Origin of the sequence: Streptomyces tendae, assembly GCF_014650435.1 — a bacterium.
GTDB classification, from domain to species: domain Bacteria; phylum Actinomycetota; class Actinomycetes; order Streptomycetales; family Streptomycetaceae; genus Streptomyces; species Streptomyces tendae.
On the sequence record NZ_BMUY01000009.1, the window covers coordinates 13,451 to 39,384 of the forward strand.

The window sequence follows — 25,934 nt, forward strand, 5'->3', positions numbered from 1 at the left end:
CCCGGGAGCGTCCGCTACGGAACGTGCCGGCGGGCGCGCAGGGCCAGGCTCAACGCCAGTACGGTCTGCGGGTCGTCGAGGTCCGTGCCCAGCAACTCCCCGATCCGGGCCAGCCGGTTGTAGAGCGTCTGCCGGTTGAGGTGGAGCTCGCGCGCCGTCTCCGCCTTGCGGCCGGCGTGGGCCAGGTACGTCTGGAGGGTGGGCAGCAGGGGCGGTTTCGAGCGGTCGTCGTGGTCCCGCAGCGGGCCGATCGCCCGGTCCACGAACGCCGCGAGGTCCGGGTGGTCGCGCAGCCGCCACAGCAGCAGGTCGATGTCCAGGCGCCGCGCGTCGTACCAGGGCCGGTCGGTGAGGCCCTGCGCCGCGGTCGCCGTCTCCGCCGCGTGCCTGAGGCCCGCCGAGGCCGCCGCCCAGCCGCCGGACACCCCGACGACCACGACGGGCGGTTGCGCTCCCGGGCGCTGCATCCCGGCCCGTTCCACGCCCGCCCGCAGCGCCGCCGCGACCCGGTCGGCGACCGCTCCCCGCTCCGACTCCGCGCGCAGCCCCAGCAGCAGCGGGACCCGGCCCTCCACCGGCCGCACGCCCAGCAGGACCGGCACCCCCACCGAGGCCAGCTCCTCGGCGACCGCGCGCGCCAGCACCGCCCAGCCGCCGCCCGCGGGGGACAACGCGTCGCCCAGCCGCATCACCACCGGCAGCAGCGGCCCCGAGCCCGGCTTGAAGCCCAGGACCCGGGCCTGCGCCGGGGCGTCCTGCGCGGTGATCCGGCCCTCGGCCAGGTCGGTGAGGAAGTCGCCCCGCCCGCGCGCCGCCAGCTCCTCCTCCTGACGCGCCTGCATCAGCACCACGGCGAGGATGCCCGCCGCCCGCTCCGCCGCCATCCGGTGCACCGGCGCCGGCGCGGACCGTACCGGCAGCAGGACGAGGCGGGCCCGGACCGACCCCGTGCCGGGGCCGCCGCCGGGCACGTCCACGAGGACCGAGCCCGTTGGGGGCGGCGCGTCCTTGTGCGGGTCCCGCAGCCCCTCCCAGACCTGGAGGGGGTCGGCGCCCTCGGGTCCGGATCCGGCGGCGTACAGCAGCCGGCCGTCGGTGGTCTCCAGGAAGACGGGGTTGCCGGCGAAGTCGGCCAGGATGGCGAGGACCTGGGGCACCCCGCCGCCGCCCAGCAGTGCCTCGGTGCAGCGGCGGTGCACCTCCTCGGCCCGCTGGAGCAGCGCGTAGTGGCCGTTGACGATCTCGGTGTGGATCTCCTCGGTGACCGTCACGAACGGCACCTCGCGGTGCAGCTGCACCAGTGGCAGCCCGGCCGCGCGGGCCGTGTCGACCAGGGCCGCCGGCAGCCGGGAAAAGCGCGGGCCCAGCTCCACGACCAGCGCCGCGATGCCGCGCTCGGCCAGCGTGCGCACGAACGCCCGCTGCTCGGCGGGGCGGGTGCCCAGGCCGTACCCGGTGGTCAGCAGCAGTTCGCCGCCCTTGAGCAGCGAGGCGATGTTGGGCACCTCGCCCGCGTGCACCCAGCGCACCGTGCGCTGCATGCGGTCGGCACCCGCGACGATCTCCGGCAGACCGCTGCGCAGCCCGGGCAGCTCCAGTGCCCGCCGCACGGTGATCCCGGCCCCCTGCGTGTCGAATGCGCTGCTCATGCCGCTGTCCATGAGCCGGACGCTACCCGGCCAAGCCCCACCCGGGACATCCACCCGACCGCCCCCGGGTCGGCGGCCGCCCGCTGGGTAGGGCACCGGGCATGGACATCACCGTCGTGGCCGCCGCACGTGAGGACGCCAGCCCCCTCGACGAGCCCTTGCGCGTGGCGCAACAGGCCGACCGGCTGGGATACCCCGAGGTGTGGCTGGGGGAGGGACCCACCTGGGACGCGTTCGTACTGGCCGCGGCCGTCGGGGCGGGCACGCGGCGGGTGGCGCTCACCGCCGGGCCGGTCGCCGTGTCGGTGCGCGACCCGCACGGCATCGCGCGGGGCGCCGCCTCGGTGGCCGCGGTGACCGGGCGCCCGGTCGGCGTGGCGCTGGGCACGTCCAGCAAGCGGGTCGTCGAGGGTGTGCACGGCCGGCCCCGGGAACGTCCGGCGGCCACGCTGGAGGCGAGCGCCGCGGCGCTGCGGGACCTCCTCCACGGGGCGCCGGGCGAACCCGTCGTACCCGGCAGCGCCTTTACGCGCCGTCACCGGCCGCCGGGCGGGCCGCTCACCGTGGCGGCGTTCGGCGACCGTGCGATCTCCGTCGCTGCCCGGTACGCCGACCGCATGCTCCTCGACGTGGTCTCGCCCGAGCAGGTCCGCGCCCTGCGCGCCCGGCTGCTGGCCGCGGCCGGGGAGGCCGGGCGGACCCCGCCGACGCTGGCCGCCTGGGTCCCCGCCGCCGTCGACCCGGACCCCGCCTCGCTCACCCAGGTCATGCGCAGCGTCGTGGGCTATCTCACGGTGCCCGGCTACCGCGAGATGTTCGAGGAGGCTGGCTTCGGCGCGGCGGTCGCGCTGGCCCGTACGGGAGCCGACGCGGACACCCGGCTGCGCGCACTGCCGGCAGAGGCCGCGGCCACCGTCGGCCTGATCGGCGACCTGGACACCGTACGGGCGCGCATGGACGCCTACGCGCAGGCGGGCCTGGACGAGATCGCCCTGGTACCGGCGACGGCAGGCGACCCGGGCGGCGAACGGACCCTCACCGCGCTGGCGCCCTGAGCGGGGCGCAGGCATCGGGCAACCGACGGCGCCCGGACCTGCCCCCGACCCGGGGGAGTTCAGCCGCCGTACGCGCCGCTCGCCGTCAGCCGGAGGGCCGTGTCGATCAGGGGGACATGGCTGAACGCCTGGGGGAAGTTGCCGACCTGGCGCTGCAGGCGCGGGTCCCACTCCTCGGCGAGGAGGCCCAGGTCGTTGCGCAGGGAGAGCAGCTTCTCGAAGAGCTTCCGCGCCTCGTCCACCCGGCCGATCATCGCCAGGTCGTCCGCCATCCAGAACGAACAGGCCAGGAAGGCGCCCTCGTCGCCCGGCAGACCGTCGACGCCCTCGTCCTTGCCGTCCGTCGGGTAGCGCAGGATGAAGCCGTCCGAGGTGGACAGCTCCCGCTGGATGGCCTCGATGGTGCCGATGACCCGCTTGTCGTCCGGAGGCAGGAAGCCCATCTGCGGGATCAGCAGCAGGGAGGCGTCCAGCTCCGGGGAGCCGTAGGACTGCGTGAAGGTGTTGCGTTCCTTGTCGTAGCCCTTCTCGCACACGTCCCGGTGGATGTCGTCGCGCAGCTGCTTCCAGCGCTCCAGCGGGCCGTCCGCGTCACCGGACTCGATCAGCTTGATGGTGCGGTCGACGGCGACCCAGGCCATCACCTTGGAGTGCACGAAGTGGCGGCGCGGGCCGCGCACCTCCCAGATGCCCTCGTCCGGCTCGTTCCAGTGGTCCTCCAGGTAGCGGATCAGCTTGAGCTGGAGCACCGAGGCGTAGTCGTTGCGGGCCAGGCCCGTCATATGGCCCAGGTGCAGGGCCTCGGTCACCTCGCCGTAGACGTCCAGCTGGAGCTGGTGGGCCGCGCCGTTGCCGACCCGGACCGGCGTCGAGTTCTCGTAGCCCGGCAGCCAGTCCAGCTCCGCCTCGCCCAGCTCCCGCTCGCCGGCGATGCCGTACATGATCTGCAGGTTCTCCGGGTCGCCGGCGACCGCGCGCAGCAGCCACTCGCGCCAGGCGCGGGCCTCCTCGCGGTAGCCGGTGCGCAGCAGCGAGGACAGCGTGATCGCGGCGTCGCGCAGCCAGGTGTAGCGGTAGTCCCAGTTGCGGACGCCGCCGATGTCCTCCGGCAGGGAGGTGGTGGGCGCGGCGACGATGCCGCCGGTCGGGGCGTACGTCAGGGCCTTGAGCGTGATCAGGGAGCGGACCACGGCCTCGCGGTAGGGACCGTGGTACGTGCAGTGCTCGACCCAGTCGCGCCAGAAGTCCTCGGTGGCCACCAGCGACTGCTCGGGCTCGGGCAGCGCCGGCGGCTCCTTGTGCGACGGCTCCCACGAGATCGTGAACGCCACCCGGTCACCCGGCGCCACGGTGAAGTCCGCGTACGTGGTCAGCGCCTTGCCGTAGGTCTCCGCCTCCGTGTCGAACCACACGGAGTCCGGGCCCGCGACGGCCACCGTGCGGCCCTCCTGCTTGTGCACCCAGGGGACCACCCGGCCGTAGCTGAACCGCATCCGCAGCTCCGAGCGCATCGGCACCCGGCCGGAGACGCCCTCCACGATCCGGATCAGCTGCGGTGCGCCGTCGCGAGGCGGCATGAAATCGATCACCCGGACGGTGCCGCGCGGGGTGTCCCACTCGGACTCCAGGATCAGCGAGTCGCCGCGGTAGGTCCGCCGGGCGGAGGTGGGCGGTTCGGCACCGGGCGCGTAGGCGGGGCCGAGCCGCCAGAAACCGTGCTCCCCGGTGCCCAGCAGGCCGGCGAAGATGGCATGCGAGTCGAAGCGGGGCAGGCACAGCCAGTCGACTGTGCCGTCCCGGCAGACCAGGGCAGCGGTCTGCATGTCTCCGATGAGTGCGTAGTCTTCGATGCGCCCGGCCACGTGCAACTCCAGTCGAACGGCCACGTCACCCCGCATGGGGGCGGTCGCTAGTGCGGTCAGCGGTCAAGGGTGGGGTCAGGGGTGTGTGTCAGGGAATGTGTGTCGAGGATGTCGGTCCTGCGTGCCATGCCTCGTTGAGCCATGAAGCAAAGCAGCCGTCCGGCCGTGCAGCCAAACGTGATGCCTCGAACGACAATTGTTTCTCAACGAACTGACGAGCTCTCGTTGTTCCGGTACGGACGGGCGAGGGGTGGTGCCGTGTCGCCGGGCGGGCTCGGCAGCGAACGTCCGAGCAGGATACGACGCACGTAGATGATCTGTGTGCCGCTCCGGGCAACCCGGGTCCGCCGAACGGGTGACCGGCGTGTGAGGAAACGGTGACCTTCCCACCTGCGTGTCCGGGCGTGCGCGGAGGGTGGCCGGACGCCATCGCCCCGAGGCGCTGATACGCTGGTAGCCCGTGGACCGGTGGGAGAAAAACCCCGGAACCGCAGCGACGGCGCCGCCGACGACACCCGGGACGACCGGGGCGGAGGACGAACGCACCGCACCCCAGACCGCGACCACGGGAGCCCCCTCTTGGCCATGCCGCCCAAATCTTCGACGACCAAGCACATCTTCGTCACCGGGGGTGTCGCCTCCTCGCTCGGCAAGGGGCTCACCGCCTCCAGCCTCGGCATGCTGCTCAAGGCCCGGGGCCTGCGCGTCGTGATGCAGAAGCTCGACCCGTACCTGAACGTCGACCCCGGCACGATGAACCCCTTCCAGCACGGTGAGGTGTTCGTCACCAACGACGGCGCCGAGACCGACCTGGACATCGGCCACTACGAGCGCTTCCTCGACCGCGACCTCGACGGCTCGGCCAACGTCACCACCGGCCAGGTGTACTCCACGGTGATCGCCAAGGAGCGGCGCGGCGAGTACCTGGGCGACACCGTGCAGGTCATCCCGCACATCACCAACGAGATCAAGCACCGCATCCGCCGCATGGCGACGGACGAGGTCGACGTCGTGATCACCGAGGTCGGCGGCACGGTCGGCGACATCGAGTCGCTGCCGTTCCTGGAGACGGTCCGCCAGGTCCGGCACGAGGTCGGCCGCGACAACGTGTTCGTGGTGCACATCTCGCTCCTGCCCTACATCGGCCCTTCGGGTGAGCTGAAGACCAAGCCGACCCAGCACAGCGTCGCCGCCCTGCGCAACATCGGCATCCAGCCGGACGCGATCGTGCTGCGCTGCGACCGCGAGGTCCCGACCGCGATCAAGCGCAAGATCTCCCTGATGTGCGACGTCGACGAGGCGGCCGTGGTGGCCTGCCCCGACGCCCGCTCCATCTACGACATCCCCAAGGTCGTCCACACCGAGGGCCTGGACGCCTACGTCGTCCGCAAGCTGGACCTGCCGTTCCGCGACGTGGACTGGACGACCTGGGACGACCTGCTCGACCGCGTCCACAAGCCCGAGCACGAGATCGTGATGGCCCTGGTCGGCAAGTACATCGACCTGCCCGACGCCTACCTCTCGGTGACCGAGGCGCTGCGCGCGGGCGGCTTCGCCAACAAGGCCCGCGTGAAGATCAAGTGGGTCACGTCCGACGACTGCAAGACCCCGGCCGGCGCCAAGGCGCAGCTCGGCGACGTCGACGCGATCTGCATCCCCGGCGGCTTCGGCGACCGCGGTGTGCTCGGCAAGGTCGGCGCGATCAAGTACGCCCGCGAGAACCGGATCCCGCTGCTCGGCCTCTGCCTCGGCCTGCAGTGCATCGTCGTCGAGGCCGCGCGCAACCTGGCCGGCATCTCGGACGCCAACTCCACCGAGTTCGACCCGGCCACCGCCCACCCGGTCATCTCCACCATGGCCGAGCAGCTGGACATCGTGGCCGGCGAGGGCGACATGGGCGGCACCATGCGGCTCGGCATGTACCCGGCGAAGCTGGCCGAGGGCTCCATCGTGCGCGAGGTCTACGACGACAAGGAGTACGTCGAGGAGCGCCACCGCCACCGCTACGAGGTGAACAACGCCTACCGCGCGGAGCTGGAGAAGAAGGCCGGCATCGTCTTCTCGGGCACCTCCCCGGACGGCAAGCTCGTCGAGTACGTCGAGTACCCGCGCGACGTCCACCCCTACCTGGTCGCCACGCAGGCGCACCCGGAGCTGCGCTCGCGCCCGACCCGCCCGCACCCGCTCTTCGCCGGGCTGGTCAAGGCCGCGGTCGAGCGGAAGACGTCGAAGTAGCACACCAGTTGTACGGTGGCCGGGGCGCGCGCACTCAACTGCGCGGGCCCCGGCTTTCGCGTACGTCTGGAAGGGCAGGTCAGGCAATGACGGGCAGCACGATCAAGGACACTCCCGAGGCGTGGGAGGTCCGGGGCAGCCAGACCCCCTTCCGGGGCAAGAAGACCTCGGTCCGCACGGACGACGTGGTGATGCCCGACGGCTCCGTGGTCTCCCGCGACTACCAGGTCCACCCCGGCTCGGTCGCCGTCCTCGCCCTGGACGGGGAGGGGCGGGTGCTGGTCATCCGGCAGTACCGGCACCCGGTGCGCGAGAAGCTGTGGGAGATCCCGGCCGGCCTGCTCGACGTCCCGGGTGAGAACCCGCTGCACGCCGCCCAGCGCGAGCTGTACGAGGAGGCGCACGTCAAGGCCGAGGACTGGCGGGTGCTGACCGACGTCTACACCACCCCCGGCGGCTGCGACGAGGCCGTACGGATCTTCCTCGCCCGGGACCTGTCCGAGGCCGCCGGTGAGCGCTTCGAGGTCGAGGACGAAGAGGCCGACATGGAGCTGGCGCGGGTGCCCGTCGCCGACCTGGTCCGAGGGGTGCTCGCGGGCGAGCTGCACAACAACTGCCTGGTCGTGGGCGTGCTCTCGCTGGTCGCCGCGGAGCGGGGCGACGGGCTCGACGCGCTCCGTCCGGCCCTGGCGCCGTGGCCGGCCCGGCCTTTCGAGGCCTGAGGACGGCCCTCGGGGCCGCATTGGTGTGACCATCGGCTGATCCGATCGGGGGATGTGCCCGCCGCGCTCCACCGGGAACGTCGCAGAGCGTGAACTAGGCTCTCAAACGCCCGAACCGGGCTTCCGGCGGGCACCGGCGTGCGGTGGGATCGGGAGTGTGGCCCGTGACGGATCAGGCGGTGGACACGGACGAAGTACGGCTGTCCCGGGAGCCCGCTGAGGAGAGCGGGTTCCTCGGCCGCACCCGGGAACTGAAGGAACTGCGCGCCGACATCGAGCGCGCCGGCCTCGACACCCTCTCCGGCCGCAAGGCCCCCCGCGCGCGCGTGCTGCTCATCGCGGGCCGTCCCGGCTCGGGCCGCACCGCGCTCGCCGAGGAACTGGTCGCGCGGGTCGCGGACGACTACCCGGACGGCGTGCTGCGGGCCCGGCTGAGCGAACCGGACGGCACCCGCGTCCCCGTCGAACGCCTCGCCCGGGACCTGCTCGGCGCACTGGACCGCTCCGCCCCGCCCGGCGCCGACGAGGACGACCTCACCGAGGACCTGCGCACCGCGCTCGCCGACCGCAGGGTCCTGCTCCTGCTCGACGCCGTCGCCGACGCCGAGCAGGTCGACGCGCTGCTGCCGGACACCCCGGACTGCCTGGCCGTCGCCGTCGCCGAGGGCCCGCTGACCGGGATCGCGGACGTCCGCCCGTGCACCCTGGGGGGCCTGGACACCAAGTCGGCCGTGGAGCTGCTGTCCCGCCACACCGGCTCGGTCCGCATCACCGTCGACCCCCGGGCCGCCGAACAGCTGGTCGAGCTGTGCCAGGCCCAACCGGCCGCGCTGACCCTGGCCGGCGGCTGGCTCGCGGCGCGCCCCCAGGCGGCCGTCGCCGACCTCGCCAAGCACGTGCACGCGGAGAGCGACGAGTCGGGCGCGCTCGGCCGCGTCTTCGGCCTCGTCTACGCCTCCCTGCCCAGCACCGCCGCGCGCATGCTGCGGCTGCTCTCCCTGGCACCGGCGGGCCTGGTCGACCCGCACACCGCCTCCGCGCTCGCCGGCTGCTCGGTGAGCGGCGCCCGCACCACCCTGGACGACTTCGTCGCCCACGGCCTGCTGCGCGCCGTCGACTCGCCGCTGCCCGAGTACGAGGTCCCCGGGTGCCTGCACGGCCGGCTGAGCGCGCTGGCCCGCAAGCACGACCGGCCCGCCGAGCTGCAGCTGGCCCGCGCCCGCATGCTGGAGCGGACGGTACGCCTGCTGCAGTCCTGCCGGGCGGTCACCGAGACCGACAGCCCGCAGGCCCGCGAGAAACTCCTCGCCACGCCGCGCGACCTGCGCTTTCCGCACCCCAGGGCTGCCGCCGACTGGCTGCGCGCCCGGCGCCCCGCCCTGCTGGCCGCGGCCCGCCTCGCGGTCGCCGACGGCGAGCTGGACACCCTCGCCCGCAGACTCATGTCCCAACTGGTGCGGGCCATGGTGGCCCACTTCGGCACCCGGGCCGCGGCCCCCGACCTGTACGGGATCCACCGGCTCGTCCTCGACGTGGCCGAGCGCCGCGAACTGCCCCGGGAGAAGGCGGCGGCCCTGCTGAACCTGGCCGACCTGGACGCCCGCACCGGCCGCACCGCCGAGGCCCTGGTGCGCTACCGGGCCGCGCTGGACGCCGGACGCGAGGCGAACGACCCGTACGCGACCGGCCGCGCGATGGAATCCGTCGGCGGTGCCCACCTGGAGCTCGGCGACTACGACCGCGCCGCCGACTGGTTCGGCCGGGCCCTCGCCCAGCGCCTCGCCCGCGACGAACGTGCCGACGCCGCCCGGGTCTACGGGCGCCTCGCCACCGCCCACACCTACGCGGGCCGGTACGGCGAGGCGGTGCGGTCCTGGCGCGCGGCCGTCGCCGGGTACCGCAAGGCCGACGACGTGGCCGCGCACGCGCGGGCGCTGGCCGAGCTGGCCCGGGTCCAGGAGTACGCCGGGCGGCCCGAGGAGTCGCTGCGCACCTGCCAGGAGGCCGTCGACTGGGCCCGCCGGGCCGAGGACGACCGGCTCCAGGCCGCCCTGCACCTGCGGCTCGCCGACACGCTGGAGCGGCTCGGCGACCCCACCGCGGCGGCCCTGGAGCGGAGCACGGCCGAACGGATGCTGAGGGAAGATCCCGCAGACGCCTGCGAAATCCGTAGCGCATCGTCTGAAGATTAATGCTTTGAAAGGCTAGACAGAGGGAACACCTTCATTAAACTGGCTCTGCCGCACATTCTCCTGCGGTCTGACCCGGTGTGCCCGCGCTTGAGCGGGTATGCCTTGTAATAGCCCATCCTCTGAGCCAAGGACCGTGATCCACGTGAAGGTCGGCATCCCCCGCGAGGTCAAGAACAACGAGTTCCGGGTGGCCATCACCCCCGCCGGCGTGCACGAGCTGGTGCGCCACGGTCACCAGGTCGTCGTCGAGCACGGTGCCGGTGTCGGCTCCTCGATCCCCGACGAGGAGTACGTCGCGGCCGGAGCGCGGATACTCGACACCGCCGACGAGGTCTGGGCCACCGCGGACCTGCTCCTGAAGGTCAAGGAGCCGATCGCGGAGGAGTACCACCGCCTGCGCAAGGACCAGACGCTCTTCACCTACCTCCACCTGGCCGCCTCCAAGGAGTGCACGGACGCGCTCGTCGAGTCCGGCACCACCGCCATCGCCTACGAGACGGTCGAGCTGCCCAGCCGCGCGCTGCCGCTGCTGGCCCCGATGTCCGAGGTCGCGGGCCGGATCGCCCCGCAGGTCGGCGCATACCACCTGATGGCCCCCAACGGCGGACGCGGCGTGCTGCCCGGTGGCGTGCCCGGCGTGACCCCCGCCAAGGCCGTCGTCATCGGCGGGGGCGTCTCCGGCTGGAACGCCACCCAGATCGCCGTCGGCATGGGCTTCGACGTGACCCTGCTCGACCGCGACATCAACAAGCTGCGCGAGGCCGACAAGATCTTCGGCACCAGGGTCAAGGCCGTCATGTCCAACTCCTTCGAGCTGGAGAAGGCCGTTCTCGACGCCGACCTGGTCATCGGCGCGGTGCTCATCCCGGGCGCCAAGGCCCCGAAGCTGGTCACCAACGAGCTGGTCTCCCGCATGAAGCCGGGCAGTGTCCTTGTCGACATCGCGATCGACCAGGGCGGCTGCTTCGAGGACTCGCATCCGACCACGCACGCCGAGCCGACCTTCAAGGTCCACAACTCGGTCTTCTACTGCGTCGCCAACATGCCGGGCGCGGTGCCCAACACCTCCACCAACGCGCTCACCAACGCCACGCTGCCCTACATCGTCGAGCTGGCCGACCGCGGCTGGGTCGAGGCGCTGCGCCGCGACCCCGCGCTGGCCAAGGGCCTCAACACGCATGACGGCAAGGTGGTTTACCGCGAGGTCGCCGAGGCGCACGGCCTGGAGTATGTCGACCCGGCGACTCTGCTCGTCTGAGTCACCAACTCGCCCAAGTCATCAAACGGCAAAGGCGATACGTCAACAGACGTCGTCAACCCCACACACCCGGCCGGACCTTGCCCGACAAGGTCCGGCCGGGTGTGTGTATGGTCACTTTGCGATTCTCGGTCAACTCGCCTCGAACGTAACGCTTCAACCGATTCGCGCACCGGTGAAACCTGCTGTGCGACGGCCGTACGCCCTTGACAGAGGGATGTTTCATTGCCGACACATCGGGCCGGGTCCGGCGGATTGTGTTGCTGCGGACGGCCGACACGCCATAGAGTCGCCGAACGTCGGCATGGTGCCACGCTGACCTGTCTAGAAGTTCCCTGGTCACCAAGGAGGTAAGACGACTTGTGAATGAGTCGACATTTACTCCCGGGGGTGGTCAACCAGGAATGCCGGCACGGACCCACGGTCCCGGGCGTCTCGAGGCGGTCGGCTCCGTAGCTGTACGCACCTCCGCAGCCGACCACCACCGTCCGCAGGCAACTCGGACAGCACACATGAGTATGGATGGCCAACACGTGAACGCCATGGCCGGCGACGGAAGTGGCGCGCCCCGCAACCACTTCGCCGACTACGACGAACTGCCCGAGGGGCACTTCTACGACCCGGACGCGGAGTACGAGCCGGATCCCGAGTACGCCGCCACGCTCGCGCCCGACGCGGCCCGACAGCGCCGTGAGCGCATCGGCCCGACCGGACGCCCGCTGCCGTACTTCCCGATTCCGGGACCGCTGACCGAGCACGGCCCCGCGAAGATCATCGCGATGTGCAACCAGAAGGGCGGCGTGGGCAAGACCACGTCGACCATCAACCTGGGTGCCGCGCTCGCCGAGTACGGGCGCCGGGTGCTGCTCGTCGACTTCGACCCGCAGGGCGCGCTGTCGGTCGGTCTCGGCGTCAACCCGATGGAGCTCGACCTCACCGTCTACAACCTGCTCATGGAGCGGGGCATGGCGGCCGACGAGGTGCTGCTGAAGACCGCGGTCCCCAACATGGACCTGCTGCCCAGCAACATCGACCTGTCGGCGGCCGAGGTGCAGCTGGTGAGCGAGGTCGCGCGCGAGTCCACCCTCCAGCGGGCGCTGAAGCCGCTGATGGACGACTACGACTACATCGTCATCGACTGCCAGCCCTCGCTCGGCCTGCTCACGGTCAACGCGCTGACCGCCGCGCACAAGGTGATCGTGCCGCTGGAGTGCGAGTTCTTCGCGCTGCGCGGTGTGGCGCTGCTGACCGAGACGATCGAGAAGGTCCAGGAGCGGCTCAACCCCGACCTGGAGCTCGACGGCATCCTCGCCACGATGTACGACTCGCGCACGGTGCACAGCCGTGAGGTGCTCGCGCGGGTCGTCGAGGCGTTCGACGACCACGTCTACCACACGGTCATCGGGCGCACGGTCCGCTTCCCGGAGACCACGGTCGCCGGCGAGCCGATCACCACGTACGCGTCCAACTCCGTCGGTGCCGCCGCCTACCGCCAGCTCGCCAGGGAGGTGCTCGCCCGGTGTCACGCCGAGTGAGTCTGCCGGGGGCCGACGAACTCTTCCGTACGACAGGGGGAATGGCGCTCCAGGCGTCCACCCCGCGGCGACCGGCGGGCGGCGAGGCCCGGGTGCCGGCCCCGGCGGGGGAGAGCGACCAGGCCGCCGCCGAGGACGCACCGCAGTCGGTGCCCGCGCAGGGCGGGGACGGCGAGGGCGCGGAGCACGCCGCGGCGGACGCGGAGCCCGGCGCCGCCGGTGAGTCGCACACCCGGGGCACGGAGCGCTCGGCACGGGCCTCGGGGCCCGGTACGGGCGCGCAGGAAGGTTCTGCCGCCGACCGGCCCCGCAAGCGCGGCAGAGCCGCCGCACGGCGCCCCAGCGGGCGTGAGCGCCACGACGAGAAGATCACCGTGTACGTCTCCGCCGAGGAGTTGATGGACCTGGAGCACGCCCGCCTGGTGCTCCGGGGCGAGCACGGCCTGGCCGTCGACCGCGGCCGCATCGTCCGCGAGGCGGTCGCCGTGGTCCTGGCCGACCTGGAGACCCGCGGGGACGCCAGCATCCTCGTACGACGGCTGCGCGGGCGGTAGCGGTAGCCTGCGGGGGCCATGACCTCGAACGACGCCCCCCGCCCCGACCGCGGCCCGCGCACCGGCCGTCGGCGTGCGCTGGGCAGGGGCCCGGAGGTGTCGGCGGCTGCCCCGCTCCCCGAGGAGACGCCTTCCGGCGACGGGGCGCCCGGGACCGCCGGAGCGGCGCCCACCGAAGAGGACCTCCGGGCCGGACCGGCGTCCGCCCCCGCCGTATCGGCCGGGGCGTCGCCCGCTGACCCCGGAGACCCGCTGCGGGGCCGGGAGACGGCGGCGCCGGACGCGGAGGAGTACGCCCCCGGAACGGAACCGGACCCCGCGGGCCCCGCCGTGCGCGCGGAGGCGGAGCCGACGGACGCGGGAACGGCGTCGGAGGCGTCGGCGGCGACCGAGCGCGGCTCGCTCGCACCCGGCCGACAGGCCGCCGCGCCCGCCGACCGGCGAGTACGGGCGGACGGCCCGCCCGACGCGGTGGCCGCCGAGGATCCGCCCCTCGTGGTGGCCGCAGAGGATCCGCCCCTCGTGGTGGCCGCCGTGGATCCGCCCCTCGTGCCGGAACAGGCTCCCCGGACCGCGGAGGAGACCTCCGACGACGCGGGCGACGGTGTCTTCAAGGTGCGGCTCGCCAACTTCGAGGGGCCCTTCGACCTGCTCCTCCAGCTGATCTCCAAGCACAAGATGGACGTCACCGAGGTCGCGCTGTCGAAGGTGACCGACGAGTTCATGGCGCACATCCGGGCGATGGGGCCGGACTGGGACCTCGACCAGACCACCGAGTTCCTGGTGGTCGCGGCCACACTGCTGGACCTGAAGGCGGCCCGGCTGCTGCCCGCCGCCGAGGTCGAGGACGAGGCCGACCTCGCCCTGCTCGAAGCCCGCGACCTGCTCTTCGCCCGCCTGCTCCAGTACCGCGCGTACAAGCAGATCGCGGAGATCTTCAACGAGCGGCTGGAGGCCGAGGCCCGCCGCTACCCCCGTACCGTGGGCCTGGAGCCGCACCACGCCGAGCTGCTGCCCGAGGTCGTCATCAGCATCGGCCCCGAGGGCTTCGCCAAGCTCGCCGTGAAGGCGATGCAGCCCAAACCCAAGCCGCAGGTCTACGTCGAGCACATCCACGCGCCCCTGGTCAGCGTGCAGGAGCAGGCCGGGATCGTCGTCGCCCGCCTGAAGGAGCTGGGCGAGGCCAGCTTTCGCGTGCTGGTCCAGGACACCGAGGACACACTGACCGTCGTCGCCCGCTTCCTGGCCCTGCTGGAGCTCTACCGGGAGAAGGCCGTCGAGCTGGACCAGGAGACCGCCCTCGGCGACCTGCTGGTGCGCTGGACCGGCGGTGACGGCCAGACGCAGCCGGTGGTGACCGACGAGTTCGACCGGCCGCCCGAGGTACCGAAGGAGGAGCAGCAGGCGTGAGGGAACAGACCACAGGGGTCGAAGCGACCACCGACGCTCCGGACGGGCCCGACGGTGTCGCCGGACTCGACCTCAAGCCGGCCCTGGAGGCCGTCCTCATGGTCGTCGACGAGCCCGCGACCGAGGAACAGCTGGCGAAGATACTACAGCGGCCCCGGCGGCGGATCGCGGACGCCCTGCGCGAGCTGGCCGACGAGTACGCCGTCCAGGGCCGGGGCTTCGAGCTGCGCCTGGTCGCGGGCGGCTGGCGCTTCTACAGCCGGCCCGAGTACGCCGCGGCCGTCGAGGGCTTCGTCCTGGACGGCCAGCACGCCCGCCTCACCCAGGCCGCGCTCGAGACCCTCGCGGTGGTCGCCTACCGCCAGCCGGTCAGCCGCAGCCGGGTCTCCGCGGTGCGCGGCGTGAACTGCGACGGCGTGATGCGCACCCTCCTGCAGCGGGGCCTGGTCGAGGAGGCGGGCACGGAACCCGAAACAGGTGCGATCCTGTACGTGACGACGAACTACTTCCTGGAGCGGATGGGCCTGCGCGGCCTGGACGAGCTCCCGGAGCTCGCGCCCTTCCTCCCGGAGGCTGAGGCGATCGAGGCCGACACGCTGGAAGGGGTCCCGTCGTTCGATCCGGACGCCCCGGATGCCGGGGACGCAGACGACAAGACGGAATTTTGATGCGAAGCAGCAGCGGCAGGAACAGCAGCGGAAACAACGGCGGGAGCCGTGGTGGCAACAGCGGCGGCCGCGGCGGGAGCAGCGGGGGCCGCGGCAACCACCGCGGCGCCGGCAACAACCGCGACGACAAGCAGGGCGGCCGTCCCAAGAAGCCGCGCCCGGAGGAGCGGCGCTACGACGTGGGCCCCGGCGCCACGAAGGACGGCCCGAAGTCGGGCCGCGGCCCCTCGGCCCGGGGCGGCGCCAAGGGCGGCCCGAAGCGGCCCCAGCAGCGCGGGCGCAGCGCCCCGGCCACGTCCCGCGAGTACGAGACCCGGGCCGAGGAGCGCAACCGCGAGCGGTACGCGGGCAAGAAGGACGTCAAGCTGCCCAAGACCTTCCCGGGCGCCGAGCAGGAGGGTGAGCGGCTGCAGAAGGTCCTCGCACGCGCGGGCTACGGCTCCCGGCGCGCCTGCGAGGAGCTGATCGAGCAGGCCAGGGTCGAGATCAACGGCGAGATCGTGCTGGAGCAGGGCCGCCGCGTCGACCCGGAGAAGGACGAGGTCAAGGTCGACGGCCTGACCGTCGCCACGCAGTCGTACCAGTTCTTCTCGCTGAACAAGCCCGCCGGTGTCGTCTCCACCATGGAGGACCCGGAGGGCCGCCAGTGCCTCGGCGACTACGTCACCAACCGGGAGACCCGCCTCTTCCACGTGGGCCGGCTCGACACCGAGACCGAGGGCGTCATCCTGCTCACCAACCACGGCGAGCTGGCGCACCGCCTGACCCACCCCCGGTACGGCGTCAAGAAGACCTATCTCGCGCACATCGTGGGCCCGATCCCGCGCGACCTCGGCAAGCGCCTCAAGGACGGCATCCAGCTGGAGGACGGGTACGCGCGCGCGGACCACTTCCGGGTCGTCGAGCAGACCGGCAAGAACTACCTGGTCGAGGTCACCCTGCACGAGGGCCGCAAGCACATCGTCCGCCGGATGCTGGCGGAGGCGGGCTTCCCCGTCGACAAGCTGGTGCGCACCGCCTTCGGCCCGATCACCCTGGGCGACCAGAAGTCGGGCTGGCTGCGCCGGCTGTCCAACACGGAGGTCGGGATGCTGATGCAGGAGGTCGACCTCTAGGCCGCGATCCGGGCGAGGGCGCCAGCACGAGGCTTGTGCCGACCGGTCACCCCCTTTTATAGTCGCAGTGACTATTAAGGGGGTGGCCGGTCGTGCACGGCTACGACAAGCACGCTTTCGAACCCTTCGCCGTCACCGTCGACCTCGCTGTCCTCACGCTCCGCGCGGGCGCGCTGCACGTGCTGCTCGTCGAGCGGGGACAGGAGCCGTACGCCGGCCGCTGGGCACTGCCCGGCGGCTTCCTGCTCCCCGAGGAGTCGGCGGAGACGGCCGCCCGCCGGGAACTGGCCGAGGAGACCGGCCTCGCGGACGTGACCGGACTGCACCTGGAGCAGCTGCGCACCTACAGCGAGCCCGGCCGCGACCCCCGCATGCGGGTCGTGTCCGTGGCCTTCGCCGCGCTGCTCCCGGACCCTCCCGAACCGCACGGCGGCGGTGACGCGGCCGAGGCCCGCTGGGTGCCGTACGACAAGGCCCAGGGCCTCGCCTTCGACCACGACCGGATCCTGGCCGACGCCCGGGACCGCGTCGGCGCCAAGCTGGAGTACACCTGCCTGGCCACCGCCTTCTGCCCGGCCGAGTTCACCCTCGGCGAGCTGCAGCAGGTCTACGAGACGGTGTGGGGCACGGCCCTGGACCGGCCCAACTTCCGCCGCAAGGTCCTCGCCACCCCCGGCTTCGTCGAGCCCGTCCCGGGCGCTGCCCGCCTCACCGGAGGCCGGGGCAAACCGGCCGCCCTCTACCGCGCGGGCCCGGCCACCACCCTGCACCCACCGCTGCTCCGCACCCCTCGGGAAGGACGCCCCGCATGACCACGACCACCGGCACCAAGCGCGCCGCCACCGGAGCGCTCACCGGCCTCGCCCTCGGCGACGCGCTGGGCTTCCCGACCGAGTTCAACGACGTTCCGGCGATCCTCGCCAAGTGCGGCCCCTGGCGGGAGATGGCGCTGCCCCGGCCCGCGATCGTCACCGACGACACCCAGATGACGCTGGCGCTGGGCAAGGGGCTGCGGACGGCCATGGACCGGGGGGTCCTGTCGCCCGAGGGAATGACCGAGCCGGTACGGCGGGAGTTCATCGCCTGGAACCGTTCGCCGGACAACAACCGGGCACCGGGCAACACCTGCCTCAGGGCCTGTGACCTCCTCGAGCGGGACGACCGCCCCTGGCAGGACGCCAGCCAGATCCACTCCAAGGGCTGCGGCGCCAACATGCGCGTCGCACCGGTCGGGCTGGTCCCCGGACTGAGCGACGAACAGCGCGCGGGCGCCGCCCAGTTGCAGTCCGCGCTCACCCACGGGCACCCCACCGCGCTCGCCGCCTCCGACCTCACCGCGCACGCTGTACGGCTGCTCGCCGAGGGCGCCGAACCGACCGGCCTGGTCGGGCGGCTGCGCTCGTACGCTTACGACAACCGCACCCAGTACCACGAGCGCTGGCTCGGCGACCTGTGGACCCGCGCCCAGGACCCGACGCCCGAGCACTTCATCGCGCGCGGTTGGGACGAGTGCCTGGCGACCCTCGACCGGCTCCAGGAGGCGGTGCGCACCGTCTCGCCCGAGACCGACCCCTGCCTGGCCGTCGGCGAGGGCTGGATCGCCGAGGAGGCCATGGCGGCCGGGCTGCTCTGCTTCCTGCTCTTCGTCGACGAGCCGCTCACCGCCCTGCGCCGCGGCGCCTGCACCTCCGGCGACTCCGACTCCATCGCCTGCCTCGCCGGCGCCTTCGCGGGCGCCCACCTGGGCGCCGACGCCTGGCCGGCCGACTGGGCCGACCGCATCGAGTACCGGGGCGACCTGCTGACCCTGGGAGCGCTCTGGGACGCTTGAGCCCATGATCGACGCCCTCGACATCGACCTGGCCCCGGTGGTGGCCGAACAGCCCTTCCCGGTGCTGTTCGCCACCGTCTCCGGCGCCCACCTCTACGGCTTCCCCTCCCGCGACTCCGACGTCGACCTGCGCGGCGTGCACCTGCTGCCCGCCGCCGACCTGGTCGGGCTGCGCGAGCCGGAGGAGACGCGGTCGCGGATGTGGGACCGGGACGGCGTCGAGATGGACCTGGTCACGCACGACCTGCGCAAGTTCGTCCGGCTGATGCTCCGCCGCAACGGCTACGTACTGGAGCAGCTGCTCTCCCCGCTGGTCGTGCACACCACCGAGGCGCACCGGGAGCTGGCCGCCCTCGCGCCAGGTGTTCTCACCCGCCACCATGCCCACCACTACCGGGGATTCGCGGGCACCCAGTGGCGGCTGTTCGAGAAGACCGGCCAGCTGAAGCCGCTCCTGTACATCTTCCGGGTGCTGCTCACCGGCATCCACCTGATGCGCACCGGCGAGGTGCAGCCCCACCTGTCCACCCTCGTCGAGGAGATCGACACCGCTCCGGGGTACCTGCCCGAGCTGGTCGCCGCCAAGGCGGAGCGCGAGCACGGGGACGCGGGGGTCGACCACGCGCGCGTGCGGGCCGACGTGGAGCGGCTGCACGCCGTGCTGGACGAGGCCCAGGCCGCCTCAGCCCTTCCCGACGCCCCGGCCGGGTACGACGCCCTGCACGACTTCGTCGTACGGGTCCGGCTGGAGCGCTGAGGCTCGGCGGGTGCGGATCAGGAAGTCCTCCACGCGGCGCCGGTCCGGCTCCTCCGGGAGCGGGCTGTGCCGGGCCGCCTCCTCGCCCTCCCGCACCAGGCGGTTCATGCGCGCCTCCACTTCCCGCCAGGGCACCTCGCCGCGCTTCACGGCGAGCAGCGGCTCCCGCTCGTCGCCGACGTCGATCGTCAGTACGCCGGTGCGCAGCAGGTCGCGGGCGCTGGTCAGCAGCCTGAGCAGGTGCATCGCGTGCTTCCAGCGCGGGGCGCCGTGGGTGCGCACGTCGGCGTCGAGCTTGCGGCGCTGGCCGTGGGCGTAGCGGGTGAAGGTCTCGTAGGCCCGGCGGGAGAGGAACGCCTCGCGGAGGGTGAGGAGTTCGCGGCCGGTGTCGTCCACCGACTCCACCAGCGGGGAGTGCAGGCACTCCAGGATGTTCGGGTTCGCCCGCAGGGCCAGCTCGCAGAAGCGCTCCAGCTCCCAGCTGAACTGCTCCTCCGCGGGCCCCTCCACGTGCGTCGGCGGCTTCTCGAAGCGCCAGTACAGCTCGGTCGGAGCGAGGAAGACGCCGCGGCGGTCGGTGTCGCTGTCCTCCGTCGCCAGCCCGAAGGCCCGCGAACCCATGACACAGGAGTAGATCGTGTGGTCGCGGACCAGGGTATCGGGCGTCTCGGGGCGCATGGCGGGAGCGTACGCGGGCGGCTCACGCCAGGCGGACCGAATTTCCCTCCACCGTGATCCGCTTCTCCGGCAGCGGCTTCGTGGCCGGACCCCGCACCACCGAGCCGTCGGCCGCGGCGAACCTGCTGCCGTGGCAGGCGCAGTCGATGGTGCCGTCCCGTACGTCCGACACGATGCAGCCCTGGTGGGTGCAGACCGCCGAGAACGCCTTGAACTCGCCCTTCTTCGGCTGGGTCACCACAATCTTCTCGTCGGCCAGGACCTTGCCGCCGGCGATCGGGATGTCGCCCGTCCGCGCCAGTTCCTGCCCCGGCGAGGCGGAGGAGCCGTCGTCGCCTCCGCCGCCGCAACCCGTGCAGAGCGCCACCGCGCCCGCGCCCGTGCAGCGGAGGACCGTACGGCGGCTCGGGGTCTGGGTCATGTCGCAACTCCGGGGGAGGGGGGATCCAGGCGGCGGGGCCAGCGTCTCAGGGGACGGGCGCCGCGGGCCGGTACACGGCGGGCTGACTAGGCTGGACGGACCAAGAACCGATACACGCGTCAGCAACATCGGCAGCAGCACGTCAGCAAGGAGCATCGCCGTGGCGGTACGAGCGGTCCGGGGCGCCGTCCAACTGGAACGGGACGAGGCGGGGCACATGGACGAGCAGGTCGCGGCGCTGCTCACCACCCTCATGGAGCGCAACGGCCTGACGGTCGACGACCTGATCAGCCTGTGGTTCACCGCCACCCCCGATCTGCACAGCGACTTCCCGGCCGCCGCGGCCCGCGGGCTCGGCATCACCGACGTGCCGCTGATCTGCGCCCAGGAGCTGGACATCGAGGGCGCCATGCCGCGCGTTGTGCGTGTCCTCGCCCACATCGAGTCCGACCGGCCCCGCGCCGACATCGCCCACGTCTACCTCGGCGCCGCCGCGGCCCTGCGCAAGGACATCGCCCAGTGAGAACCGCACTCGTCATCGGCACCGGCCTCATCGGCACCTCCGCCGCCCTCGCCCTCACCGACCGGGGCGTCACCGTCCACCTCGCCGACCACGACCCCGAGCAGGCCCGCACCGCCGCCGCGCTCGGCGCCGGCACCGACGCCGCCCCGGACGGCCCAATCGACCTCGCGATCGTCGCCGCCCCGCCCGCCCTGGTGGCCGACGTGCTCGCCGACGCCATGGCCCGCGGCGCCGCCCGCGGCTACATCGACGTGGCCAGCGTCAAGGGTGGCCCCCGGCGAGAGCTGGAGGCACGGGGCCTGGACCTGTCGGCGTACATCGGCACCCACCCCATGTCCGGCCGGGAGAAGTCCGGCCCGCTGGCCGCCACCGCCGACCTCTTCGAGGGCCGCCCCTGGGTGCTGACCCCGACCCGGGACACCGACACCGAGGTGCTGAACCTCGCCCTGGAGCTGGTCTCGCACTGTCGCGCGGTGCCCGTGGTGATGGACGCGGACGCCCACGACCGCGCCGTGGCCCTCGTCTCCCACATGCCCCACCTGGTCTCCAGCATGGTCGCCGCGCGCCTGGAGCACGCCGAGGAGGCCGCCGTACGGCTGTGCGGGCAGGGCATCCGCGACGTGACCCGGATCGCCGCCTCCGACCCCCGGATGTGGATCGACATCCTCTCCGCCAACCCGGGGCCGGTCGCCGACCTGCTCACCGACGTCGCCGCCGACCTGGAGGAGACGGTACGGGCCCTGCGCGCCCTGCAGTCCTCCGACGAGGACAAGCGCCGCGAGGGCGGCACCGGCATCGCCGAGGTGCTGCGGCGCGGCAACGCCGGGCAGGTCCGCGTCCCCGGCAAGCACGGCTCGGCCCCGCGGGCCTACGAGACGGTGGCCGTCCTCATCGACGACCAGCCCGGCCAGCTGGCCCGCATCTTCGCGGACGCGGGACGGGCCGGGGTCAACATCGAGGACGTACGGATCGAGCACGCGACCGGGCAGCAGGCGGGCCTGGTGCAGCTGATGGTGGAGCCGAAGGCCGCCGCCGTCCTCACGGCGGCCCTCAAGGAGCGGGGCTGGGCGATCAGGCAGTGAGCGCGGGCCGCCTCTGGACGCCTGTCGGAGGGGTTCCCGCGGCCCGGTAACCTTGTGCGGGACGCGCTCGCGTCCCGCACACCACCCACCGCACCGCACCAGGAAGGTGTCCCCTCGTGGAAAACGGCGCCGCCCCGACCGTCCCGGCCGTGATTGTCGCCATCGACGGCCCCTCCGGCACGGGCAAGTCGAGCACGTCGAAGGCCGTGGCCGCACAGCTCGGCCTGAGCTACCTGGACACCGGTGCCCAGTACCGGGCGATCACCTGGTGGATGGTGACCAACGGCATCGACACCGACGACCCGCACGCCGTCGCCGCCGCGGCCGGCAAGCCCGAGATCGTCTCCGGCACCGACCCGGCCGGTCCGACCATCACGGTCGACGGCGTGGACGTGGCCGGACCGATCCGCACCCAGGAGGTCACCTCCAAGGTCAGCGCGGTCAGCGCCGTACCGGAGATCCGCGCCCGGATCACCGAGCTGCAGCGCTCCATCGCCGCCGCCGCGCCGCTCGGCATCGTCGTCGAGGGCCGCGACATCGGCACCACCGTGCTGCCCGACGCCGACCTCAAGATCTTCCTCACCGCCTCGGCCGAGGCCCGCGCGGCTCGCCGCAGCGGCGAGCTGAAGGGCGCCGACGTCAACGCCACCCGCGAGGCCCTGATCAAGCGGGACGCGGCCGACTCCAGCCGCAAGACCTCCCCGCTGGCCAAGGCCGGCGACGCGGTCGAGGTGGACACCACCGCCCTCACCCTCGCGCAGGTCATCGAGTGCGTCGTCACCCTCGTCGAGGAGAAGCGGGCGGGGAAGTGACCGCATCCTCCGCCGCGCCCGTCCCCTCCGAGAAGGGCGCCGAGGTCGGCCGGCGCATCGGCGTCGGCCTGATGTACGGGCTGTGGAAGCCGCGCGTGCTCGGTGCCTGGCGGGTGCCCGCCACCGGCCCGGTGATCTACGCCGTCAACCACGCGCACAACATCGACGGCCCGATGGTCATGGGCGTCGCGCCCCGGCCGACGCACTTCCTGATCAAGAAGGAGGCGTTCGTCGGCCCGCTCGGGCGGTTCCTGACCGGCATCGGCCAGCTGAAGGTGGACCGCCACTCCGCCGACCGCGCGGCCATAGGGCAGGCGCTCGGCGTGCTGGCGGACGGCGGCGTGCTCGGCATCTTCCCGGAGGGCACCCGGGGCGAGGGCGACTTCGCGTCGCTGCGCGCCGGGCTCGCCTACTTCGCGGTGCGCAGCGGCGCGCCGATCGTGCCGGTCGCGGTGCTGGGAAGCACGGACCGTCCCGGACGGTTGATAAAGGCGCTGCCCCCGCTGCGCTCCCGCGTGGACGTCGTCTTCGGCGATCCCTTCGAGGCGGGCGACGGCAGCGGGCGGCGCACCCGCAAGGCGCTGGACGAGGCCACCGAGCGCATCCAGAAGCAGCTCACCGCGCACCTGGAAAACGCCAGGCGCCTCACCGGGCGCTGAGTGACACTTGAGTAGTGGATCACCCGGTACAGGGGTGTTCCACCGATCACCACGATGAACGAGGTACGGACTTCATGAACGACCACATCCACTCCGAGGGCTCGGGCGCGGAGCACGACCACGGGGCGCTCGGCGACGCCGAGTACGCGCAGTTCATGGAGCTGGCCGCCGAAGAGGGCTTCGACATCGAGGAGGTCGAGGGCGCGATCGAGGAGGCCGGGCACGGCCCGCTGCCCGTCCTCGCCGTCGTCGGCCGCCCCAATGTCGGCAAGTCGACCCTCGTGAACCGCATCATCGGCCGCCGCGAGGCCGTCGTCGAGGACAAGCCCGGCGTCACCCGCGACCGCGTCACCTACGAGGCCGAGTGGGCGGGCCGCCGCTTCAAGGTCGTCGACACCGGCGGCTGGGAGCAGGACGTCCTCGGCATCGACGCCTCCGTGGCCGCCCAGGCCGAGTACGCGATCGAGGCCGCCGACGCGGTCGTCTTCGTCGTGGACGCCAAGGTCGGCGCCACCGACACCGACGAGGCGGTCGTCCGGTTGCTGCGCAAGGCCGGCAAGCCCGTCGTGCTGTGTGCCAACAAGGTCGACGGCCCGAGCGGCGAGGCCGACGCCGCCTACCTGTGGTCGCTGGGCCTCGGCGAGCCGCACCCGGTCTCCGCGCTGCACGGCCGCGGCACCGGTGACATGCTGGACCGGGTCCTGGAGGCCCTGCCCGAGGCTCCGGCGCAGACCTTCGGCACCGCCATCGGCGGCCCGCGCCGCATCGCCCTGATCGGCCGCCCCAACGTCGGCAAGTCCTCGCTGCTGAACAAGGTCGCCGGCGAGGAGCGCGTCGTCGTCAACGAACTGGCCGGCACCACCCGCGACCCGGTCGACGAGCTGATCGAACTGGGCGGCGTCACCTGGAAGTTCGTCGACACGGCGGGCATCCGCAAGCGCGTCCACCTCCAGCAGGGCGCCGACTACTACGCCTCGCTGCGCACCGCCGCCGCCGTCGAGAAGGCGGAGGTGGCCGTCGTCCTCGTTGACGCCTCCGAGTCGATCTCGGTCCAGGACCAGCGGATCGTCACCATGGCCGTCGAGGCGGGCCGCGCGATCGTCGTCGCCTACAACAAGTGGGACACCCTCGACGAGGAGCGCCGCTACTACCTGGAGCGGGAGATCGAGACGGAGCTGGGCCAGGTGGCGTGGGCGCCGCGGGTCAACGTCTCGGCGCAGACCGGTCGGCACATGGAGAAGCTCGTCCCGGCCATCGAGACCGCCCTGACGGGCTGGGAGACCCGGGTCCCGACGGGCAGGCTGAACGCCTTCCTCGGCGAGCTGGTCGCCGCCCACCCGCACCCGGTGCGGGGCGGCAAGCAGCCGCGGATCCTCTTCGGCACCCAGGCGGGCACCAAGCCGCCGCGGTTCGTGCTCTTCGCCTCCGGCTTCATCGAGGCGGGCTACCGGCGCTTCATCGAGCGCCGGCTGCGCGAGGAGTTCGGCTTCGAGGGGACGCCGATCCACATCTCCGTGCGGGTGCGCGAGAAGCGCGGCGCGAAGAAGAAGTAGCACGTACGACTGAGGGGGAGGGCACCCGGCCGGGTGCCCTCCCCCTCAGTCGTACGGCAGTTCTCCGGCGGTCAGCTGCCGGACCGCGGGGCCGGTGGCAGCGCCGCCGGGACGTGGTGCGTGCCGCCGACGCGCTGCCACACCGACTGCTGGCCGACACGGGCGCTCTGGGCCCCCGCGCTGTAGGCGCTGTAGGCGCCTCTGCCGCGCGGGATGCTCCTGAAGGCCGTGAATCCCAGCTCCTCCTCACCGCTGCGATCGCCCGGCAGCGATCGGAAGGACCTGACGTACTCGGCGTAGAGCGCGTCGTAGATCGGAGTGGCCGAGGGGCCGCCGTGGCGGTGGAAGGCGTCGTATGCGTACACGTATGTCCAAACGACACCGCGCGGGAAGGGATGCGGCCCAGGCGGCGGCCGTCCGGCAGCCGCGGGATCCGGCTCAGGTTCCCGCCAGCGGCAGCGCCGCCGCGACCAGCTGTCCGTTCGCCGCCGCCTTGTCCAGCGCGTCCCGCAGCAGGTCCTCGCGCGGCTGCCGGCCGATCGACCCGACGGGCGCCGCGAACATCAGCACCTGCTGGTGCTTGTTGGCCGCCGTGCGCCAGCCCTCGGTGACCTGGAGCGGCTGGTGCGCCTGCCACCAGGCCACCGGCCTGCCGCCGTGCGTCCCCGGCTGGAGCACCGCGTGCAGCTGGCCCATCGCCAGCAGGACCGACCAGCCGTGCAGCACGGCCGGCGTGGAGGCCAGCTCGGTGACCGGCATGAAGCCCTGCTCGATCAGCAGCGGCAGGAAGTCGTCGCCGGCACCGGCCGTGCCGGGCCGGGCGATGGGCGCGGTCGGCTCCACCACGAGGGCCGGGTGCAGCTCCCCGGCGATCAGGATCAGTCCGCTGGTCACCCCGAGGACGGCCTGCTCGGGCGCGGCCTTCTCCGGGGCGGCGGGCGCGGGCTCGGAACGGGCCTGGTCGGCGTTGATGGACCGCACCGCGCCCTGGAGCTGCTCCTCGGTGACCTTGACGACCTGCGAGGGCAGGCAGCCCGCGTGGGCGAAGGCGAGCACGGCGGTCTCGTCCCCGATGAAGAGGACGGTGCTGGTGCGCTCCTGCTCGCAGTCGCCCGGGGTGCGGCAGGACGTGCAGTCGTAGCTGCCCGGGGCGGACTCCCCGGCCAGCAGGCGGTCGGCTTCTTCGTCGCCGATCTCGGCGCGTACGTCGTCGCTGACGTCGAGCATGCGCGGCACGGGTGGCTCCCTCGGGATGCGGTGCGTGGCCGGACCGGGTGGCTCCCGGGCCGTGGTCCGGGCGGGTCCCCGGCTCATGCAAGGACAACGGGGGATCAGTGGCGGGAGTCACGCCCCATGGCCAACG

General features: G+C 72.8%; 24 protein-coding genes. 18 read left to right on the forward strand and 6 right to left on the reverse strand.

What is annotated here, in order from left to right:
• Positions 1 to 14: 14 nt before the first annotated feature.
• Positions 15 to 1,661, reverse strand: coding sequence for a PucR family transcriptional regulator (locus IE258_RS23285; protein ID WP_189746448.1), 1,647 nt, complete (start codon positions 1,659 to 1,661; stop codon positions 15 to 17).
• Positions 1,662 to 1,750: 89 nt separating this feature from the next.
• On the opposite strand from IE258_RS23285, the gene IE258_RS23290 reads away from it, so the two are divergent.
• Positions 1,751 to 2,704 carry an LLM class F420-dependent oxidoreductase gene (locus tag IE258_RS23290; protein WP_189746450.1) on the forward strand — a complete coding sequence of 318 codons (954 nt, stop codon included), beginning with the start codon at positions 1,751 to 1,753 and terminating at the stop codon, positions 2,702 to 2,704.
• Between the two features lie 59 nt (positions 2,705 to 2,763).
• Here IE258_RS23290 and IE258_RS23295 read toward each other — a convergent pair whose 3' ends face one another.
• On the reverse strand, positions 2,764 to 4,566 hold the full coding sequence (locus tag IE258_RS23295) for a glycoside hydrolase family 15 protein (protein WP_189746996.1): 1,803 nt from the start codon (positions 4,564 to 4,566) through the stop codon (positions 2,764 to 2,766).
• A gap of 585 nt (positions 4,567 to 5,151) precedes the next feature.
• Here IE258_RS23295 and pyrG point away from each other — a divergent pair.
• From pyrG to IE258_RS23355, 12 genes are all read left to right on the forward strand, one after another.
• On the forward strand, positions 5,152 to 6,801 hold the full coding sequence (gene pyrG / locus IE258_RS23300; RefSeq protein ID WP_127895648.1) for a CTP synthase: 1,650 nt from the start codon (positions 5,152 to 5,154) through the stop codon (positions 6,799 to 6,801).
• An 86-nt stretch (positions 6,802 to 6,887) separates the two neighbouring features.
• Positions 6,888 to 7,523: an NUDIX domain-containing protein gene (locus IE258_RS23305; protein ID WP_189746452.1), complete on the forward strand. Its 636-nt coding sequence runs from the start codon at positions 6,888 to 6,890 to the stop codon at positions 7,521 to 7,523.
• Between the two features lie 164 nt (positions 7,524 to 7,687).
• The gene (locus IE258_RS23310) at positions 7,688 to 9,715 is read left to right on the forward strand and encodes a tetratricopeptide repeat protein (protein ID WP_189746454.1); all 2,028 of its coding nucleotides are present in this window, start codon (positions 7,688 to 7,690) and stop codon (positions 9,713 to 9,715) included.
• 142 nt (positions 9,716 to 9,857) lie between these two features.
• Complete coding sequence (gene ald, locus IE258_RS23315) at positions 9,858 to 10,973, forward strand: alanine dehydrogenase (protein ID WP_189746998.1); 1,116 nt, start codon at positions 9,858 to 9,860, stop codon at positions 10,971 to 10,973.
• 404 nt (positions 10,974 to 11,377) lie between these two features.
• On the forward strand, positions 11,378 to 12,508 hold the full coding sequence (locus IE258_RS23320) for a ParA family protein (RefSeq protein ID WP_189746456.1): 1,131 nt from the start codon (positions 11,378 to 11,380) through the stop codon (positions 12,506 to 12,508).
• The gene (locus tag IE258_RS23325; RefSeq protein ID WP_159330270.1) at positions 12,505 to 13,062 is read left to right on the forward strand and encodes a hypothetical protein; all 558 of its coding nucleotides are present in this window, start codon (positions 12,505 to 12,507) and stop codon (positions 13,060 to 13,062) included. The genes IE258_RS23320 and IE258_RS23325 overlap by 4 nt, the downstream gene beginning before the upstream one ends.
• A gap of 549 nt (positions 13,063 to 13,611) precedes the next feature.
• The gene (locus tag IE258_RS41920) at positions 13,612 to 14,472 is read left to right on the forward strand and encodes a segregation and condensation protein A (RefSeq protein WP_308434203.1); all 861 of its coding nucleotides are present in this window, start codon (positions 13,612 to 13,614) and stop codon (positions 14,470 to 14,472) included.
• Between the two features lie 98 nt (positions 14,473 to 14,570).
• A complete protein-coding gene (scpB, locus tag IE258_RS23335) occupies positions 14,571 to 15,140 on the forward strand; it encodes an SMC-Scp complex subunit ScpB (RefSeq protein WP_229892387.1) in 570 nt (189 codons plus the stop codon).
• Positions 15,140 to 16,255: a pseudouridine synthase gene (locus IE258_RS23340; RefSeq protein WP_189746463.1), complete on the forward strand. Its 1,116-nt coding sequence runs from the start codon at positions 15,140 to 15,142 to the stop codon at positions 16,253 to 16,255. The genes scpB and IE258_RS23340 overlap by 1 nt, the downstream gene beginning before the upstream one ends.
• A gap of 92 nt (positions 16,256 to 16,347) precedes the next feature.
• Positions 16,348 to 17,067 (forward strand): NUDIX hydrolase, encoded by a 720-nt coding sequence (locus IE258_RS23345; RefSeq protein WP_189746465.1) that lies wholly within the window; start codon positions 16,348 to 16,350, stop codon positions 17,065 to 17,067.
• Positions 17,064 to 18,086 (forward strand): ADP-ribosylglycohydrolase family protein, encoded by a 1,023-nt coding sequence (locus tag IE258_RS23350; RefSeq protein WP_189746466.1) that lies wholly within the window; start codon positions 17,064 to 17,066, stop codon positions 18,084 to 18,086. Before IE258_RS23345 ends, IE258_RS23350 begins: the two co-directional genes overlap by 4 nt.
• A 4-nt stretch (positions 18,087 to 18,090) precedes the next feature.
• The gene (locus IE258_RS23355) at positions 18,091 to 18,843 is read left to right on the forward strand and encodes a nucleotidyltransferase domain-containing protein (RefSeq protein ID WP_189746468.1); all 753 of its coding nucleotides are present in this window, start codon (positions 18,091 to 18,093) and stop codon (positions 18,841 to 18,843) included.
• On the opposite strand, the gene IE258_RS23360 is transcribed toward IE258_RS23355, so the two are convergent.
• Both IE258_RS23360 and IE258_RS23365 read right to left on the reverse strand, forming a co-directional pair.
• Positions 18,769 to 19,521, reverse strand: coding sequence for a nucleotidyltransferase domain-containing protein (locus tag IE258_RS23360; RefSeq protein WP_189746470.1), 753 nt, complete (start codon positions 19,519 to 19,521; stop codon positions 18,769 to 18,771). The two genes, IE258_RS23355 and IE258_RS23360, sit on opposite strands and share 75 nt — an antisense overlap.
• A 22-nt stretch (positions 19,522 to 19,543) precedes the next feature.
• Positions 19,544 to 19,942: a Rieske (2Fe-2S) protein gene (locus IE258_RS23365; protein ID WP_189746472.1), complete on the reverse strand. Its 399-nt coding sequence runs from the start codon at positions 19,940 to 19,942 to the stop codon at positions 19,544 to 19,546.
• A gap of 160 nt (positions 19,943 to 20,102) precedes the next feature.
• Here IE258_RS23365 and aroH point away from each other — a divergent pair, with 160 nt between their 5' ends.
• The 5 genes from aroH (at position 20,103) to der (ending at position 24,571) form a co-directional block, all read left to right on the forward strand.
• Positions 20,103 to 20,465 (forward strand): chorismate mutase, encoded by a 363-nt coding sequence (aroH, locus tag IE258_RS23370; protein WP_189746474.1) that lies wholly within the window; start codon positions 20,103 to 20,105, stop codon positions 20,463 to 20,465.
• Positions 20,462 to 21,547, forward strand: coding sequence for a prephenate dehydrogenase (locus tag IE258_RS23375; RefSeq protein WP_189746476.1), 1,086 nt, complete (start codon positions 20,462 to 20,464; stop codon positions 21,545 to 21,547). The genes aroH and IE258_RS23375 overlap by 4 nt, the downstream gene beginning before the upstream one ends.
• 116 nt (positions 21,548 to 21,663) lie before the next feature.
• Complete coding sequence (gene cmk, locus IE258_RS23380; protein ID WP_189746478.1) at positions 21,664 to 22,359, forward strand: (d)CMP kinase; 696 nt, start codon at positions 21,664 to 21,666, stop codon at positions 22,357 to 22,359.
• Positions 22,356 to 23,018, forward strand: coding sequence for a lysophospholipid acyltransferase family protein (locus IE258_RS23385; RefSeq protein ID WP_127896382.1), 663 nt, complete (start codon positions 22,356 to 22,358; stop codon positions 23,016 to 23,018). The genes cmk and IE258_RS23385 overlap by 4 nt, the downstream gene beginning before the upstream one ends.
• A 74-nt stretch (positions 23,019 to 23,092) precedes the next feature.
• Positions 23,093 to 24,571: a ribosome biogenesis GTPase Der gene (der, locus tag IE258_RS23390; RefSeq protein WP_189746480.1), complete on the forward strand. Its 1,479-nt coding sequence runs from the start codon at positions 23,093 to 23,095 to the stop codon at positions 24,569 to 24,571.
• 71 nt (positions 24,572 to 24,642) lie between these two features.
• On the opposite strand, the gene IE258_RS23395 is transcribed toward der, so the two are convergent.
• Together IE258_RS23395 and IE258_RS23400 are read right to left on the reverse strand one after the other, a co-directional pair.
• Positions 24,643 to 24,936, reverse strand: coding sequence for a hypothetical protein (locus IE258_RS23395; protein ID WP_127896953.1), 294 nt, complete (start codon positions 24,934 to 24,936; stop codon positions 24,643 to 24,645).
• 73 nt (positions 24,937 to 25,009) lie between these two features.
• The gene (locus IE258_RS23400; protein ID WP_189746483.1) at positions 25,010 to 25,807 is read right to left on the reverse strand and encodes a DUF8842 C-terminal domain-containing protein; all 798 of its coding nucleotides are present in this window, start codon (positions 25,805 to 25,807) and stop codon (positions 25,010 to 25,012) included.
• Positions 25,808 to 25,934 lie beyond the last annotated feature (127 nt).